The sequence below is a fragment of the Paraburkholderia sp. BL9I2N2 genome, assembly GCF_004339745.1.
In the GTDB taxonomy this organism is placed as follows: Bacteria; Pseudomonadota; Gammaproteobacteria; order Burkholderiales; family Burkholderiaceae; genus Paraburkholderia.
In genome coordinates, this window is sequence record NZ_SMGP01000001.1 from 2312217 (window position 1) to 2328463 (window position 16247).

A 16247-nucleotide genomic window follows, 5' to 3' on the forward strand; every position below is an offset into this window, starting at 1 on the left:
CCGGGCGAAAACGCCGCGCGTCACGGCCTCCCTGTCCACGCGTTCAACTTAAGCCTTGACGGTAGTCAGCGCTTTCTTGACGAAGTCGTTGGTCCACGTCTTCGACAGATCGATCGGCTTGCCCTGCACGTTCGGGTCGAATGCCTGCAAGGTCTTCAGCGACGTCGCGGGGCCGTCCGCCGGCATCAGGCCATCGGGCGACATCGCTTCCTTCACGTGCTGCCATGCGTCCAGATACACCGCGCGGTCGCCGAGCAGGTAGCCTTCCGGCACCGTGTTGATCAGTTCGCTGCCGGTCGCCGTTTGCAGCCACTTGAGCGCGCGCACCATCGCGTTGGTCAGCGCCTGAGTGGTATTCGGATTCTTCGTGATAAAGCTTTGCGATGCGTACAGGCAGCCCGCCGGCATATCGCCACCGAAGACGCTGCGCGTGTCGGCAAGCGTACGCGTGTCCGACACCACGCGAATCTCGCCGGTGCGCTCGAGCTTGGTCATGACCGGGTCGAGATTGGCGATCGCGTCGATCTGCCCCGACTGCAACGCGGCGATCGCGCCGGCGCCCGCGCCCACGCCGATAAACGCGACGTCTTTCGCGCTCAGCCCGGCTTTTGCCAGCACGAAGCTCGCCATGATCGAGGTCGACGAACCCGGCGCGGTCACGCCGATTTTCTTGCCCTTCAGATCGGCGATCGACTTGTAGTTCGGCATGGTCTTCTTCGACACCGCGAGCACGATCTGCGGCGCGCGTCCCTGCAGGACGAATTCGCGGAACATCTGCTTTTGCGCCTGCAGCAGCAAGGTATGCTCGAACGCGCCGGACACCACATCCGCGCTGCCGCCGACCGCCGCCTTCAACGCTTGCGAGCCGCCGGCGAAGTCGGAAATTTCGACCTCTAGCCCTTCGTCCTTGAAGTAGTTGCGACGCTCGGCGATGGTGAGCGGCAAGTAGTAGAACAGGTTCTTGCCGCCGACGGCGATCGCCACCTTGGTGGTTTCAGGTTTGCCCTGCGCGAAGGCGAGTGGCGTGGCGGCGAGCGTAGCGCCCGCGAGTGCGGCGGTGCCGGCGAGAAAACTTCTCCGTTGCATGGTCTCGAGTCTCCAAACTTTTGTTGTCCGGTTTTATCTTTTAGCACGGCGCTCGTGGGCGCCGCGTGTGCTGCTCAAACGATCTGTTGCGCGTGCAACCTTGCAATGTGGTCTGCATCATAACCTAGCGATTGCAGGACTTCATCGGTATGTTCACCCAGTTCCGGGCCCAGCCAGCGCGTCTCGCCCGGCGTGGCGGAGAGCTTCGGCGTAACCGACGGCAGCGTGATTTCCTGACCGTCCTGCCACTTGAAACGCTGGATCATCTGACGCGCCATGAACTGCGGATCGGTGAACATGTCCGCCACGCTGTAGATGCGGCCCACCGGCACGTCGGCGGCATTCAGCACCGCGAGGGCTTCGTCGATGGTGCGCGTGGCGAGCCACGCGGCGATCGCGCCGTCGATTTCCTGGGTGCGGGGCACGCGGCCGTCGTTGTGCGCGAGCGCCGGATCGTTCGCGAGATCCTCGCGCTCAATGGCGATCATCAGGCGCTTGAAGATCGGATCGCTATTGCCGCCGATCACGATGCTGCCGTCGCGGCACGGATACGTATTGGACGGCACGATCCCCGGCAGCGACGCGCCGGTGCGCTCGCGCACCATGCCGTAGACGCCGTACTCGGGCACCACGCTTTCCATCATGTTGAAGACGGCCTCGTACAGCGCGACGTCGACGACCTGCCCCTTGCCGCCGTTCACCTGCTTGTGATGCAGCGCCATCAGCGCGCCGATCACGCCGTGCAGCGCGGCGATCGAATCACCGATCGAAATGCCGATGCGCGGCGGCGGCAAATCCGGATAGCCGGTGATATGACGCAGGCCGCCCATCGATTCGGCAATCGCGCCAAAACCGGGCCGGTCGCGATACGGACCGGTCTGGCCGTAGCCGGACAGGCGCACCATCACGAGGCCGGGGTTGTCCGCAGAGAGCACGTCATAGCCGAGCCCGAGTTTTTCCAGCAAACCCGGCCGGAAATTTTCGACGACGATATCCGCTTCCTTCGCGAGGCGCCGCACGATCTCCTTGCCCTCTTCGGCCTTCAGATTGATCGTGACGGATTTCTTGTTGCGCGCCTGCACGGCCCACCAGAGCGACGTGCCGCCGACTTCCGGATAGAGCTTGCGCCACTTGCGCAGCGGGTCGCCGCCCTTGGGATCTTCGATCTTGATGACGTCGGCGCCGAACTCGCCGAGAAAGCGCGCGGCGAACGGGCCGGCGATCAGCGTGCCGAGCTCCAGCACCTTGACGCCGGCGAGCGGGCCGATTTTATCCTGAGGCGCGGCGCTCGCGCCTGATTCAGAGGTAGCGCTCATGTGTCTCCTTTGTCGGCAGGAGTTGGCGCTTTAGCGCCTACTCCTGCCCCATGCAAAGCCGTTCCGATCCTGACGCCCGTTGCCGTGCGGCGGGCGCCTTCTACATCGAGCGACGATCGAGCATGGCGCGGGCGATCGTGCCGGCGTCGACATACTCGAGTTCGCCGCCCACCGGCACGCCGCGCGCGAGGCGCGTAACGGCGAGGCCGCGCGCCTTGAGCGTCTGCCCGAGGTAATGCGCGGTCGCCTCGCCTTCGTTGGTGAAATTGGTGGCGAGCACGACTTCCTTGACGACGCCATCCAACGCGCGTCTGACCAGCCGGTCGAAATGAATCTCCTTCGGACCGATGCCGTCGAGCGGACTCAGGCGCCCCATCAAGACGAAATAGAGGCCGCGATAGGTCATGGTCTGCTCGAGCATGATCTGGTCGGCGGGCGTCTCGACGACGCACAGCAAGGTGGGATCGCGCTCTTCATCGAGGCAGACCTCGCAGATCTGCGCTTCGGTAAAGGTGTTGCACTTCTCGCAGTGCTGCAGATGCTCGGTGGCGAACAGCAGCGAGCGGCCGAGTTTTTCGGCGCCGTCACGGTCGTGCTGCATCAGGTGGTACGCCATGCGTTGCGCGGACTTCGGCCCGACACCGGGCAGCGCGCGCAGCGCTTCGACGAGCGCCGACAAGGCGGAAGGTTGTTTCATGCGGATCGGCGTCGAAGTGGGTAGTGCCCGGCTATCCGGGTGGCGATGCGGTTGATTCGATCGGTTTACATCATTCCGGCGACGGCCCGGTTAAGCGCGCGCGATGCGCACTTCAGCCGAGCCACGGCCGGTCGGGTCCAGCCGGAACACGCGCGCAGCGAGTGCCGCACAGACGGCACATGCAGCGTGCGCAATTCGCGCGTTCCGTTCACGCCGCGGCGACAGCAGCTACGGCGCGTGACCCGCCGCCTTGCGGCGGCCTGGTTCAGAACGGCAGCTTGAAGCCCGGCGGCAGCGGCAGCCCCGAGGTCATGCCGCCCATCTTTTCCTGGGCGGTGGCTTCGGCCTTGCGCACGGCGTCGTTGAACGCAGCGGCGACGAGGTCTTCCAGCATGTCCTTGTCGTCGGCGAGCAGGCTCGGGTCGATCGATACGCGCCGCACGTCGTTCTTGCAGGTCATCGTCACCTTCACGAGACCGGCGCCCGACTGCCCCTCGACTTCGATCAGCGCGAGTTGCTCCTGCATCTTCTTCATGTTTTCCTGCATCTGCTGGGCTTGCTTCATCAGCCCGGCGAGTTGGCCTTTCATCATGGACATGCTCCTTCTTGATAGCGTGAAATTCGGAAATCGGGCGCGCTATGGTGCATCGCGCGGCGAATCAGTGGACCGACGGCGCGCCGTTCGAACCGGCGTCCGGAGTAATCGGGCGGATCGAGCCTGGCACGATGCTCGCGCCGAACTCGCGGATCAGCGACTGCACGAACGGATCGGCGCCGATCTCGCGCTCCGCCTCCTGCTGACGCTGCGCGCGCAGGGCGGCGTCGTGCGCGGCGGCCGTGCGGCGCGCCGGACCGACTTCGACCAGCACCTCGACCGTCTGGCCGAGCTTGTCGGCGAGCGCCGTTTTCAGTTTAGCGACCTGCGAGGTTTCCGCGTACTGCGGAACAGGCACGTTCAATTTGAGCGTGTTGCCTTCGAGCGCCATCAGTTCGCTGTTGAATGCGAGCTGATATGAGATGCCCTTGAGCGGCAGGTCGACGGCGAGCGCCGGCCAGTCGCCTTTGAAACCCAGCGGATCGAGCGGCACGGCGGGCGGCAGCGGACGTTGATCGACCACCGGCGCGGGTGTGGCCGCTGGCGTCGCGCTTACGCGGACATCGTCAGGGCCGCTGTCGAACACGGGCATGTAGCTGTCGTCCGGCAGGCCGTAGTAGCCTTCGTCCGCGGCGGTGAGCGGCATGTATTCGTCGGGCGGCATGTCGTCCCACGGCGGCACCGACGAGCCGCTTTGCTCGGCGCCGTTACGCTGCGCGGGCGCTGACTGCGCTGACCCTGCGGCGCGAGCGGCCGGCGCTGCTGGTGCGGCATCCTGCTGCGGTGCGCGGCGCGCGGCGCCCGGCGTCGGCACGGGAACAACGACGCGCGGCGCGGCCGGTTTCGGCGTAGCCGGCGCGGCGGGCTTCGCGGCCGCTGCCGCGGTTGCGCGGCCACGGTCCGAGGACACTTTCAAACCGGCGCTGCGCAAGACGTCGAGTGCGGCGCTCGCGCCGCCTGCGCGACGCGGCGCGCTATCGGCTGCGGGTGACGGCTCTTGAGACGGTGCTGCTGCGGCCTGCTCGGTGCGCGCGAACGCGGCGGCTGCGGGTGCGCTTAGCGAAGACGCGGGCGCTGAGTCGTCGAGGGATGCGGCTGCGGGGGCTTCAGTTGTGGCCGAGCCATCAACGCCAGCGGTTACGGAAGCTTCGTTCACCGCCGAGTCGGCGGGCGCGTCATCCCACGGCGCCAAGGCGGCGGCCGCAGGGGCTGCAGACGACACTGGCGACGCAGGTGTCGCGACGGCATCGTCCACCGCCTGCAACGGCGCTGAATTCACCTCATGAACAACTGGCGCCGACTCGGCGGTGATTGCCGGCTGCGCATCAAGCGATTGTTCGGCTGCTACGCCTTGAGCAGAATCCGGCGGCGTAGCTTGCATGCTGTTATCAGCAGGCCGCACTTCAATCGAGCTATTGGTTTGCTGCGCAGGCTGAACCGATGCGCCAACCGCAGCTCCCTTATCTACCGCCGCAACATTGCCAGTCTGCGTTTCGCGGACCGGCGCAGTGGCGTCCACGCGCGCTCCACGCGAACTCCCCAACACAGCGCTCGCACCCGCGATCGCCGGCGCTGCCGACGCGCCCTGGTGCGCGGCCACAGCCGGCGCACCCGCGCGTTTCGCCCCACTCGCCCCCGCCTGACCAGGCGCACGGCCCGAACCCACTGCGCCACCACCGCCCGTCGGCGCCGGTTCGAACGCGAGCATGCGCAGCAGCGTCATGGTGAAGCCGGCGTATTCGTCCGGCGCGAGACCCAGTTCGCTTCGGCCGATCGTCGCGATCTGATAGAACAATTGCACCTGCTCGGCGCTCAGCGCTTCAGCGAAGCGGCGCAGGTCGGCCGCCTCGGGCCACTCGTCCAGCACCGACGACGGCGCAAATTGCGCCCACGCGATCCGATGCAGCAAACTCGCCAGATCCTGCAGCGCCGTCGAAAACGACAGGCTGCGCAACGCCATCTCGTCGGCGACCGACAGCACCGCGGCGCCGTCGCCGTCCGCGAGCGCGTCGAGCAGACGAATCAGGTAGCTCTGGTCGAGCGCGCCGAGCATGCCGCGCACGGCTTCTTCATTGACCTGATTGGCCGAATAGGCGATTGCCTGATCGGTCAGCGAGAGCGCGTCGCGCATCGAACCGTCGGCCGCGCGCGCGAGCAGGCGCAGCGCCTGGGCGTCGTACGGCACTTTCTCTTCGCCGAGAATGTGCTCGAGATGCGAGACGATATGGCCGGCGGGCATCTGCTTCAGATTGAACTGGAGACAGCGCGACAGCACCGTGACCGGAATCTTTTGCGGATCCGTAGTCGCGAGAATGAACTTGACGTGCGAAGGCGGCTCTTCCAGCGTCTTCAACATGGCGTTGAAGGCGTGGTTGGTCAGCATGTGCACTTCGTCGATCATGTAGACCTTGAAGCGGGCATCCACCGGCGCGTAGACGGCGCGCTCCAGCAGTGCCGCCATTTCGTCGACGCCGCGATTACTCGCCGCGTCCATCTCCACATAGTCGATAAAGCGCCCTTCGTCGATCTCGCGGCACGCGCGGCACACGCCGCACGGCGTGGAGGTCACGCCGGTTTCACAATTCAGCGCCTTGGCGAAGATGCGCGACAGCGTGGTTTTGCCGACGCCGCGTGTGCCGGTAAACAGATAGGCATGGTGCAGACGGCCGCCGTCGAGCGCGTGCGTGAGCGCGCGCACCACGTGCTCCTGTCCGACGAGCGAAGCGAAATCCTTCGGCCGCCATTTGCGTGCGAGAACTTGATAGGTCATCCGGAAATTGTATCAGTAACGATGCCGCGCAAAACCGATTCGCGACGGCGCGCGAACGCTTCGCGCCACTTCATTGAAACTGCCTAACGGACCGATAGAAAAAAATAGATAAGGCGCGCGAAAACACGATAAGGCACGGTTGCATGCCGCTGCACTCAGGGTAAAACAGGAGATGGAAAGCGTTCGCGGAAGAACCCGCGGAGAACAACTAGAGAAAACAGAAAAAGGAAGGTGACGAGCCCGACCCTCGGCACTGGTGGAAAACGGCTGTGGCTGCTTCGTTCCCGACCTGACCAGGTTGACCATCCCTCCATGCGAGGAGGCCCGTCACGAAACATTCTATCACCGCTTGGGCCGCCGTGCGACTGTTAATACGAGCAAAGCGTCAACGGCGCGCCGAATCGCGCCCTTCACACCATATAGACGAATGCCGCGACCAACCCGTGCGGATGCCACTTGAGTTTGGCCGTCGAGCCTCCAGATAGGTGGCGTCATGGTTGATGAAACACGGTGGCACTTCATCGGCAGCCGTTGGCCCCACTGCCTCTGATGGGTACTATCGCCCCCGGCAACGCATAGCGAATTAAGCTAAACTGCCGTACGGATGACCCGCAAGCGCGAGCTCTCCGCATATTCCGAAACGGGCTTTCACCTTTTCCGGCGTGTGTCGGCAAGGCTCCGATTGCGGCAAAGCGAACGGAAGTTTCCTTAGGTTTTGACGTATCGTGGCGAGCAATTCAGGCGGGCCTCGAACCGATAGAGGTATTCATACAATGAGCGAACAAATCAAGCATATTAGCGACGCATCGTTCGAACAGGACGTCGTTAAATCCGATAAACCCGTGCTGCTCGATTTCTGGGCTGAATGGTGCGGTCCGTGCAAGATGATCGCGCCGATCCTCGACGAAGTCGCGAAGGATTACGCCGATCGCCTGCAAATCGCCAAGATCAACGTCGACGAACATCAATCGACGCCGGTCAAGTTCGGCGTGCGCGGCATCCCCACGCTGATCCTGTTCAAGAACGGCGCTGTCGCCGCGCAGAAGGTCGGCGCGTTGTCGAAGTCGCAACTCACCGCGTTCCTCGACGGCAACCTGTAAAAGCGGTCGCAACGGCGCGCTCCGAGCCTTCCGAGGCCCGCGGGCGCGTTGTGTTGAGCGTGTTGTCAGCCGGCAACACGCTCAACAAGAAAGATGCCATGCCGTCGCACTGACGGAAACTGGCGTGTGCTATGCTAGAATCCGCAAAACGTCGAAAAGACGTGTAAGTCCTTGAGCGGTTCCGCTCACTCTCCTCCCAGATTTCATTTCGTCGCACCTTCTCCTGCGGGTTCTCCGTATGCATTTATCCGAGCTTAAGACTCTGCACGTGTCCGAATTGATCGAGATGGCCAATGGCCTCGAGATCGAAAGTGCGAACCGCCTGCGCAAGCAGGAATTGATGTTTGCCATTCTAAAAAAACGAGCCAAAACGGGCGACACGATCTTCGGCGACGGCACGCTTGAAGTGCTGCCGGACGGCTTCGGCTTCCTGCGCTCGCCGGAAACCTCGTACCTCGCCAGCACGGATGATATTTACATCAGCCCGTCGCAAATCCGCCGCTTCAACCTGCATACGGGCGACACGATCGAAGGCGAAGTGCGCACGCCGAAGGACGGCGAACGCTATTTCGCGCTGGTGAAGGTGGACAAGGTCAACGGCCAGCCGCCGGAAGCCTCGAAGCACAAGATCATGTTCGAAAACCTGACGCCGCTGCACCCGAACAAGGTGCTGCTGCTCGAACGTGAAATGCGTGGCGAAGAAAACGTCACGGGCCGCATCATCGATATGATCGCGCCGATCGGCAAAGGGCAGCGCGGCCTGCTGGTGGCGTCGCCGAAGTCCGGCAAGACCGTGATGCTTCAGCACATCGCTCACGCGATCAAGCAGAACCATCCGGATGTCGTGCTGTTCGTGCTGCTGATCGACGAACGCCCGGAAGAAGTGACCGAAATGCAGCGTTCGGTGGCGGGCGAAGTGATCGCCTCCACGTTCGACGAACCGGCCGCGCGTCACGTGCAAGTCGCCGAAATGGTGATCGAGAAGGCCAAGCGCCTCGTCGAAATGAAGAACGACGTGGTGATTCTGCTCGACTCGATCACGCGTCTCGCGCGTGCGTACAACACCGTCGTGCCGGCCTCGGGCAAGGTGCTGACGGGTGGTGTCGACGCCAACGCGCTACAACGTCCGAAGCGCTTCTTCGGCGCGGCGCGCAATATCGAGGAAGGCGGCTCGCTGACTATCATCGGCACGGCGCTGATCGAAACCGGCAGCCGCATGGACGACGTGATCTACGAAGAATTCAAGGGCACCGGCAACATGGAAGTGCACCTCGAGCGCCGTCTTGCTGAAAAGCGCGTCTACCCGTCGATCAACCTGAACAAGTCCGGCACGCGCCGCGAAGAACTGCTGATCAAGCCCGAAGTGCTGCAAAAGATCTGGGTGCTGCGCAAGTTCATTCACGACATGGACGAAGTCGAGTCGATGGAATTCCTGCTCGACAAGATCCGTCAGACGAAGAGCAACTCCGAGTTCTTCGACATGATGCGTCGTGGCGGTGGCAGCTAAGGCCTTGGGCCGATATTGCCGCACTAGCCGTTTCATCCGCATCGCATAGAAAAGCCGCTCGTCGCAAACGAGCGGTTTTTTTTCGTCCGTCTTTTTTGTCGTCTCCGCGTCGCGCGCAAACCACGTCAGCTTCCCAACGTCGATGTCGTTTAGCGCAGCAACGTGTACGTGAACGTACACGTTGAAGTACAATGCAACCAGTCCGTCATATCTGTCACACGCCTATGTCCAAGGACTCACCCACTCTGCTGACGGTACGCGACGCCGCCGAACGTCTCGGCGTCACCGCGCGCACCCTGAAGTACTACGAGGAACGCGGCCTTGTTTCGCCGACGCGCAGCGAAGGCCGCTACCGGCTTTACGACGAGGACGATCTGAAGCGCTTCGGCCGCATTCTGCGTTTGCGCTCGCTCGGCTTCTCGCTGCACAGCGTCACCGAAATGCTCAAGCGTCCGCTGGAAGCCGTCGACGGCGGGCACCGCTACTCGACCGAATCGCTGCAGCAGATTCATGACGCCATCGAGCAACAGGTCGCAGCACTCGACGCGCGCATCGAAAGCATGCGCCGCGAACTGAAGGAAGCGCAGAAACTGCGCGCCGAACTGAGCCCCGACCTCGACTATCTCAAGCGGCGCCTCGCCGGCGAGAACGCAGAGGCGCTGCTGGAGCAGCGCCGCAACGCGCGCGCCAAAGCGGGCAATGCGCCACCCGCAAAGCAGGCAAAAGAATCTGACGACCCCGCGCCGGGCGAATCTTCATGAGCACGACGTCATCCCGCGTACCGTTGTTCAGCGTCGAAAAACTGCGCGGCGATTTCTTCCCCTGGGTGCTGGCCGTCGTCACCGGCCTCGATTATTTCGACAACTCGATCTTCTCGTTTTTCACCAGCTATATCGCCGGCGGCATCAACGCGTCGCCCGATGAACTGGTGTGGGCGTCGAGCGCCTATGCAGTCGCGGCGGTGCTGGGCATCCTGCAGCAGCAATGGTGGGTCGAACGCTTCGGCTACCGGCGCTACGTGGCCGGCTGCATGCTGCTCTATGCTGCCGGTGCGATGGCCGCCGCGATGTGCGAATCGTCGATCGAACTGGCGTTCGCGCGTGGCTTCCAGGGCTATTTCATCGGGCCGATGATGGGCACCTGCCGCATCCTGATTCAGATGAGTTTCAAACCGCAGCAGCGGCCCGCGGCCACCCGTGCGTTTCTCGTGCTGATCGTCCTGAGCAGCGCGCTCGCGCCGCTGATCGGCGGCCAACTGGTCGGGCATTTCGACTGGCGCGCACTGTTCGCGTGCACGGCGCCCGTGGGCGTGCTGTTCGCCATGCTGGCCTTGCTCGCGCTGCCCGACTCCGGCAACCGCCTGCCCGAGGAACGCGGCGCCGCGCATTTCTGGCCGTACATCATCTTCGCGTTCGCACAAGGCGCGCTGCAAATCGTGATGCAGCAGGTGCGCTTCCAGTTGTTCAGCGCGTCGCCCGGACTGATTCTGCTGAGCGTCGCCGGGATCGTCGCGCTAGGCTGGTTCGCCTATCACCAGTGGCATCATCCCGCGCCGCTCGTGCGCCTCAATGCGTTGCGAGAGAAGGTCTTCCAGGTCGGGCTCGTGCTCTACATGTTCTACTACTACATCTCGACCGTGTTCAGCTATCTGATCTCGCGCTTTCTCGAGAGTGGACTCGGCTATCCGGTCGAAAACACCGGGCAACTGGTCGGCGTGACGTCGCTGATTTCGGCGAGTGCCCTGTTCGTCTATTTCCGTTATGCGAAGCTGCTGCCGCGCAAGAAGTGGATCATCGTGCCCGGCTTCGCGGTGGCCGCGTTCGCGGCGGCGTGGATGACGCGCATGTCGCCCGGCGTCGGCGAAGCGGCGTTGCTGCTGCCGCTGCTGTTGCGCGGCCTGCTGTTGCTGTTCATCGTGCTGCCGGTCGCCAATCTGACGTTCAGAATTTTCGCCATCGAAGAATTCACGCACGGCTACCGGCTGAAAAACATCGTGCGGCAACTGACCATGTCGTTCGCGACGGCCTCCGTGATTATCGTCGAGCAGCATCGGCAGGCGCTGCACGAAACTCGCCTCGCGGAGTTCGTGAATCCGTACAATCCTTTGTTCCAGAACTCGCTCGCCGCGCTGACGAATGGCTTTGCCGTCGCCGGCCGCTCGCCGTCCGAGGCGCACTCGCTGGCGATCGTGGAAGTCAGCCGCGCGGTCGCGCAACAGGCCAGTTTTCTGGCTTCGCTGGACGGCTTCTACTTCCTGATCGGCGTAGCGATATGCGGCGGCCTATTTGCCGCGTGGCAAAAACAGATCGACTAAGGGTTGCTTCAGGCCATGCTCTCGAAACTGACTCAATGGTTCGGCACACGCCGCCGCGAGCGCGCGCTGCGCGACTACGCGATCGACGATTCCCTGTGGCAAGCCACGCTCGACGGCCTGCCGTTCCTCGCCCATCTCGATGCGCCGGAGCTCGTGCGCTTGCGCGAACTGACGAGCCTGTTCCTCGCGGAGAAGGAATTTTCGACCGCGCACGAGCTTGAGCTGACCGACGCGATGACCGTGGCGATCGCGGCACAAGCGTGTCTGCCGGTTTTGAACCTGAGCCTCGATCTGTATCGCGGCTGGGTCGGCGTGATCGTCTATCCGGGCGAGTTCGTGATCCGCAAAACCGTCGAGGACGAAGACGGCGTGGTGCACGAAGTCGAACAGGACGCGAGCGGCGAAGCATGGGAAGGCGGGCCCGTGGTGCTGTCGTGGGAAGACGCGCAGATGACGGACGGCTCGGACGCCTATAACGTCGTCATTCACGAATTCGCGCACAAGATCGACATGCTGAACGGCGAGGCGGATGGCCACCCACCACTCATTCGCCGCTGGCACGCGCCGCTCGATTCCCAAGCGTGGGCCGACGTGTTCGACCACGCTTACGACCACTTCTGCGCGAAAGTCGACGCGGTGCCGGAGCGCCGCTGGGCGCGCTTCGAGCGCGACTCGCTGATCGATCCGTACGCGGCGGATCATCCATCGGAATTTTTTGCCGTTTGCAGCGAGGCGCTGTTCGTCCAACCGCAGGCGTTCGAAGCCGAGTATCCGGAGCTTTACCGGTTGCTCGCACGCTATTACAGGCAGGATCCGGCACGGGTCGGCATGACATTCACGTCCGCCTGACGCGCAACGCCCGCCAGGCAACGGCCGCCGCCCGGTGCGCACACGCGCCGCGACCCTGCAAAACAGCCGTGAAAACGGCATGCACCGTTAGCAAAAAGCCGGCGCAAAAGTCGTCAAGCGACTGATTTTCTGGCATAATCGCCGTTTTTCGACCATAGGCAAGTGGCTCGCGCCTAGATGCGGTCCGTTAAAATACGGTCGCACGCGGGTTGGCTACCGCCAGATTAAAGGAAAGACCATGAAAGAAGGCATTCACCCGGATTACCGCGAAGTTCTGTTCATCGACGTGTCGAACGACTTCAAGTTTGTGACGCGCTCGACCATCCAGACGCGTGAAACCGCCGAATTCAACGGCAAGACCTACCCGCTCGCCAAGATCGAAGTGTCGTCGGAATCGCATCCGTTCTACACCGGCCAGCAAAAGATCATGGACACGGCAGGCCGCGTCGAGAAGTTCCGCAACAAGTTTGGCTCGCGCGCTACCGGCAAGGCAGCAGCGAAGTAATACCTGGCTCGTCGCCGGCTTTGGCCGGCAGCGAAGCAGGAGCAAAAAGGGCAGCGCGAGCTGCCCTTTTTTGTCGCCTGGCTGATTCATCGCCAATGCCCGAGGGTCAAACGCTCGCGCGCGGCGCAGCGCCGAACCCGTGTTACAGCTTTCCCAACGACGTTGCGAGCCGTTACCGGCCGTGACGCGCATCGCACGGCACGACTACAATGCCGGATGCTCCAAATTGGCCACTCCAGCCGGACATGCCGTCCGGTCCCGGCTGCACCGCTTATCCGATATCCACACACCGCATGAGACCTGTCGTTCGCCTCACTGCCTCAGCGACCAGTGCGTTGCCGCGCTGGCTGTTGCTGACCATCTGTATCGTCTACGCATCGTTCGGACTGTTCGGCCGCGATCCGTGGAAGAACGAGGATGCAGCCGGCTTCGGCGTCATGTGGACCATGGCGAACGGCGGCGCGCACGACTGGCTGCTGCCGAATCTGGTCGGCAAATACCTCACTGAAGACGGTCCGCTCGGCTACTGGTTCGGCGCCAGCGCGATCCGCCTGCTCGCGCCGTGGGTCGATGCGAGCAATGCCTCGCGTGTCTTCACCGGCCTGATGTTCTGCGCGGGCTGCGCGTTCGTCTGGTACGCCGCCTACCTGCTCGGCCGCCGCGCCGAAGTCCAGCCGTTCAAGTACGCGTTCGGCGGCGAGCCGGAACCACGCGACTACGGCCGCACGCTTGCCGACGGCGCGCTGTTGATCCTGCTCGCCTGCTTCGGCCTCGCCGAGCGCGGCCACGAAACCACGCCGCAGCTCGCGCAGTTCTTCGGCATCGCGATGCTCGTGTACGGGCTCGTGCGCATGATCGACAAACCGATTCAGGGCGCGCTGATCTGGGGACTCGCCATCGCGCTCGTCACCCTGGCCAGCAGCCCGGTGCTGGTCGGCGCACTGCTGCTCGGCACGCTGGCGATGACCCTGATCGTGCGCGAGACGCGCTCGCGCTGGCTCCTGCTGGCGGGTCTGCCGGTGGCGCTCGCGCTGTCCGTAGCGTGGCCGATCGCCGCGCTCGCCGCCTTCCCCAACGACGCCGTCTGGTACCTCAATCAGTGGGTGCACGTCAGCTTGAGTTCGTTCGCCGGGCCGCCCGGCTCGGTAGCCGGCTATGCGCTGAAAAATCTGCCGCTCTTCACCTGGCCGGCGTGGCCGCTGGCACTCTGGGCATGGTTCAGCTGGTCGGGCTTGCGGCGCGCGCCGCACGTGGCCATTCCGCTGTCGGTGATCGGGCCGCTGTTCGTGCTGGTCGTGCTGCAGAGCCATCAGTCGAACCGGCTTTACATGCTGCTGCTGCCGCCGCTCGCGGTGCTGGCCGCTTTCGCGCTGCCCACGCTCAAGCGCGGCGCGATCAACGCGATCGACTGGTTCGCGCTCCTGAGCTTCACGATTCTCGGCAGCTTCGTCTGGCTGGTCTATATCGCGGGGCTGACCGGCTTCCCGCATCCGCTCGCGCGCAACCTCGCGCGTCTCGCGCCGGGCTTCGCGCCGCAGTTCAAGATCCTGTCGTTCGTGTGCGCGGTCGCCGTGACGATCTGCTGGTTCGTGCTGGTGCGGTGGCGTCTCGCGCGCCATCCGAAAGTCTTGTGGCGCAGCGTGGTGCTTTCGAGCGCCGGCACCACCTTGATGTGGGTGCTGCTCATGACGTTATGGCTGCCGGTCGTCAACTACAGCCGGACCTATAAGGACGTCGCTGAACAGATATCCGCCCATCTGCCGGACGATTACACCTGCATTTCACCGGTACGCCTCGGCAATGCGCAGATCGCGACCTTCGCCTATTTCGGCGACATGCACTTCTCCTTCGACCAGGACTGCGACGTGATCCTGCGTCAGGACACGCAGGATTACGGCGAACCGAGCGCAATGTCCGACTTCGTCTGGAAGCTGGTGTGGGAAGGCCGCCGCGTGGCCGACCGTGACGAACGCTTCCGTCTGTACGTGCGCATCGACCGTCCGAAGCCGCCGGTCGTCAAACGCCGCAACTGGCACAAGAAGTCCGACTGAGCATGCTCGCCGACGTACGGAAAATCGCCGGCCTCGCGTGGCCGGTGTTGATCGGCCAACTGGCGATCATCGCGTTCGGCGTGATCGACACGGCGATGGTCGGCCGCTACTCGGCTGTCGATCTGGCCGCGCTCGGCCTCGGCTCGTCGATCTATATCTCCGTATATATCGGCCTGACCGGCATTCTGACCGCGCTGCAACCGATTACCGCGCAACTCTACGGCGCGCGCCGCTACACCGAGATCGGCGAGGAAGTTCGCCAGGCCTTGTGGCTCGCGGCGGCGCTGACCGTGATCGGCTTCCTGATTCTGTTTTTTCCGGGCCCCGTGCTGCAGCTGGCGCGCGTGCCCGAGGCGCTGCACGAGCGCACTGTCGCGTATCTGCGGATTCTGGCCTTCGGCTTGCCGGCCGGCCTCGCTTTTCGCGTCTACAGTTCGATCACCAATGCGGTCGGCAAGCCGCGGCTTGTGATGATCCTGCAGATCGGCGCGCTGCTGCTCAAGGTGCCGCTCAATACGTGGTTCATCTTCGGCGGGTTCGGCGTGCCGGCGCTCGGTGGGCCGGGCTGCGCGCTCGCCAGCACCATGATCAACTGGGCGCTGGCCGCACTCGGCATGCTGCTGCTGACGCGCGTCGACGTATTCGCGCCGTTCGCGATCTTCGCGCAGTTCTGCTGGCCGGTCTGGCGACGCCAGGCGGCGCAATTGCGGCTGGGCATTCCGATGGGCCTGTCGTATCTGATCGAAGTGACCTCCTACACGTTCATGGCGCTCTTCATTGCGCGCTTCGGCACGACGACGCTGGCCGGCCACCAGATCGCCGGGAATATCGGCGCGGTGCTGTATATGACGCCGCTGTCGATCGGCATCGCTTCGTCGACGCTGGTCGCGCAGGCGCTCGGCGCGCATCGTCCGGAAGCGGCGCGCACGCTGTCGCGTCACGGCATCATGATGGCCATGGCGATCGCCTGCTGTTACGGCGCGATCGTGCTGGTGCTGCGGCCCTACATCATCGAAGGCTATACGCCGAATGCGCAGGTCGTGGCGGCGGCGTTGCCGCTGGTGTTGATCGTCGTGTGCTATCACCTGTTCGATGCGTTGCAGATCACCACCGCGTTCGTGCTGCGCGCCTACAAGGTGGCGGTCGTGCCGACCGTGATCTACGCGGTGGCGCTGTGGGGCGTCGGGCTCGGCGGCGGCTATGTGCTCGGCTTCAACGTGACCGGCGTCACGCCGGAATGGCTGACCGGCGCGCGCGGCTTCTGGGTGGCGAACACCGCGAGTCTGGCGATTGCGGGCATCGGCTTGCTGATGTATTGGCGTGTGGTGAGCAGGCGGTATTCGCATGCCGAGGCGGCGCTTCGGGCGGATTCGGCGGCTTGACGGGGCTGTCTGTCGTAGGCTGCAGAATGGCCGGGCTTTCTTCCTGATAAGCCGCTGTTTGGTTCCTGCCCACAC

The 16247-nt window shown here is 63.8% G+C and carries 13 protein-coding genes and 1 other RNA gene; 8 read left to right on the forward strand and 6 right to left on the reverse strand.

Annotated features, from left to right (window positions below; genetic code table 11):
* Positions 1-48: 48 nt before the first annotated feature.
* The 6 genes from B0G74_RS10710 to ffs all read right to left on the reverse strand — a co-directional run bounded on the left by B0G74_RS10710 (position 49) and on the right by ffs (position 6793).
* Positions 49-1086, reverse strand: coding sequence for an ABC transporter substrate-binding protein (locus tag B0G74_RS10710; protein ID WP_132374773.1), 1038 nt, complete (start codon positions 1084-1086; stop codon positions 49-51).
* Between the two features lie 74 nt (positions 1087-1160).
* Entirely contained in the window at positions 1161-2402 is a 1242-nt protein-coding gene (locus tag B0G74_RS10715; protein WP_132374774.1) for a CaiB/BaiF CoA-transferase family protein, read from the reverse strand.
* Between the two features lie 100 nt (positions 2403-2502).
* Positions 2503-3099 carry a recombination mediator RecR gene (recR, locus tag B0G74_RS10720; protein ID WP_132374775.1) on the reverse strand — a complete coding sequence of 199 codons (597 nt, stop codon included), beginning with the start codon at positions 3097-3099 and terminating at the stop codon, positions 2503-2505.
* A 265-nt stretch (positions 3100-3364) separates the two neighbouring features.
* Positions 3365-3691 (reverse strand): YbaB/EbfC family nucleoid-associated protein, encoded by a 327-nt coding sequence (locus tag B0G74_RS10725; RefSeq protein WP_007182071.1) that lies wholly within the window; start codon positions 3689-3691, stop codon positions 3365-3367.
* A gap of 67 nt (positions 3692-3758) precedes the next feature.
* Positions 3759-6464, reverse strand: coding sequence for a DNA polymerase III subunit gamma/tau (gene dnaX, locus B0G74_RS10730; RefSeq protein WP_132374776.1), 2706 nt, complete (start codon positions 6462-6464; stop codon positions 3759-3761).
* A 230-nt stretch (positions 6465-6694) separates the two neighbouring features.
* Positions 6695-6793, reverse strand: an RNA gene (gene ffs, locus B0G74_RS10735) — signal recognition particle sRNA small type.
* 444 nt (positions 6794-7237) lie between these two features.
* On the opposite strand from ffs, the gene trxA reads away from it, so the two are divergent.
* From trxA to B0G74_RS10775, 8 genes are all read left to right on the forward strand, one after another.
* Positions 7238-7564, forward strand: a complete 327-nt coding sequence (gene trxA, locus B0G74_RS10740; RefSeq protein ID WP_006048864.1) for a thioredoxin TrxA — start codon at positions 7238-7240, stop codon at positions 7562-7564.
* A gap of 238 nt (positions 7565-7802) precedes the next feature.
* The gene (rho, locus tag B0G74_RS10745) at positions 7803-9071 is read left to right on the forward strand and encodes a transcription termination factor Rho (RefSeq protein WP_006048863.1); all 1269 of its coding nucleotides are present in this window, start codon (positions 7803-7805) and stop codon (positions 9069-9071) included.
* A gap of 224 nt (positions 9072-9295) precedes the next feature.
* Positions 9296-9832 (forward strand): MerR family transcriptional regulator, encoded by a 537-nt coding sequence (locus tag B0G74_RS10750; RefSeq protein WP_132374777.1) that lies wholly within the window; start codon positions 9296-9298, stop codon positions 9830-9832.
* Entirely contained in the window at positions 9829-11385 is a 1557-nt protein-coding gene (locus B0G74_RS10755) for an MFS transporter (protein WP_132374778.1), read from the forward strand. The genes B0G74_RS10750 and B0G74_RS10755 overlap by 4 nt, the downstream gene beginning before the upstream one ends.
* Positions 11386-11400: 15 nt before the next feature.
* Entirely contained in the window at positions 11401-12234 is an 834-nt protein-coding gene (locus B0G74_RS10760) for a M90 family metallopeptidase (protein WP_132374779.1), read from the forward strand.
* 238 nt (positions 12235-12472) lie between these two features.
* Positions 12473-12739 carry a type B 50S ribosomal protein L31 gene (locus B0G74_RS10765; protein ID WP_064269917.1) on the forward strand — a complete coding sequence of 89 codons (267 nt, stop codon included), beginning with the start codon at positions 12473-12475 and terminating at the stop codon, positions 12737-12739.
* A 293-nt stretch (positions 12740-13032) separates the two neighbouring features.
* Positions 13033-14790: a glycosyltransferase family 39 protein gene (locus tag B0G74_RS10770; protein WP_132374780.1), complete on the forward strand. Its 1758-nt coding sequence runs from the start codon at positions 13033-13035 to the stop codon at positions 14788-14790.
* A gap of 2 nt (positions 14791-14792) precedes the next feature.
* Positions 14793-16172 (forward strand): MATE family efflux transporter, encoded by a 1380-nt coding sequence (locus B0G74_RS10775; protein WP_132374781.1) that lies wholly within the window; start codon positions 14793-14795, stop codon positions 16170-16172.
* Positions 16173-16247 lie beyond the last annotated feature (75 nt).

Bases quoted from the DNA above. Each gene is read 5' to 3' on its own strand.
- B0G74_RS10710 (WP_132374773.1), bottom strand. From the start codon at position 1,086: ATGCAACGGAGAAGTTTTCTCGCCGGCACCGCCGCACTCGCGGGCGCT.
- B0G74_RS10715 (WP_132374774.1), bottom strand. From the start codon at position 2,402: ATGAGCGCTACCTCTGAATCAGGCGCGAGCGCCGCGCCTCAGGATAAA.
- recR (WP_132374775.1), bottom strand. From the start codon at position 3,099: ATGAAACAACCTTCCGCCTTGTCGGCGCTCGTCGAAGCGCTGCGCGCG.
- B0G74_RS10725 (WP_007182071.1), bottom strand. From the start codon at position 3,691: ATGATGAAAGGCCAACTCGCCGGGCTGATGAAGCAAGCCCAGCAGATG.
- dnaX (WP_132374776.1), bottom strand. From the start codon at position 6,464: ATGACCTATCAAGTTCTCGCACGCAAATGGCGGCCGAAGGATTTCGCT.
- trxA (WP_006048864.1), top strand. From the start codon at position 7,238: ATGAGCGAACAAATCAAGCATATTAGCGACGCATCGTTCGAACAGGAC.
- rho (WP_006048863.1), top strand. From the start codon at position 7,803: ATGCATTTATCCGAGCTTAAGACTCTGCACGTGTCCGAATTGATCGAG.
- B0G74_RS10750 (WP_132374777.1), top strand. From the start codon at position 9,296: ATGTCCAAGGACTCACCCACTCTGCTGACGGTACGCGACGCCGCCGAA.
- B0G74_RS10755 (WP_132374778.1), top strand. From the start codon at position 9,829: ATGAGCACGACGTCATCCCGCGTACCGTTGTTCAGCGTCGAAAAACTG.
- B0G74_RS10760 (WP_132374779.1), top strand. From the start codon at position 11,401: ATGCTCTCGAAACTGACTCAATGGTTCGGCACACGCCGCCGCGAGCGC.
- B0G74_RS10765 (WP_064269917.1), top strand. From the start codon at position 12,473: ATGAAAGAAGGCATTCACCCGGATTACCGCGAAGTTCTGTTCATCGAC.
- B0G74_RS10770 (WP_132374780.1), top strand. From the start codon at position 13,033: ATGAGACCTGTCGTTCGCCTCACTGCCTCAGCGACCAGTGCGTTGCCG.
- B0G74_RS10775 (WP_132374781.1), top strand. From the start codon at position 14,793: ATGCTCGCCGACGTACGGAAAATCGCCGGCCTCGCGTGGCCGGTGTTG.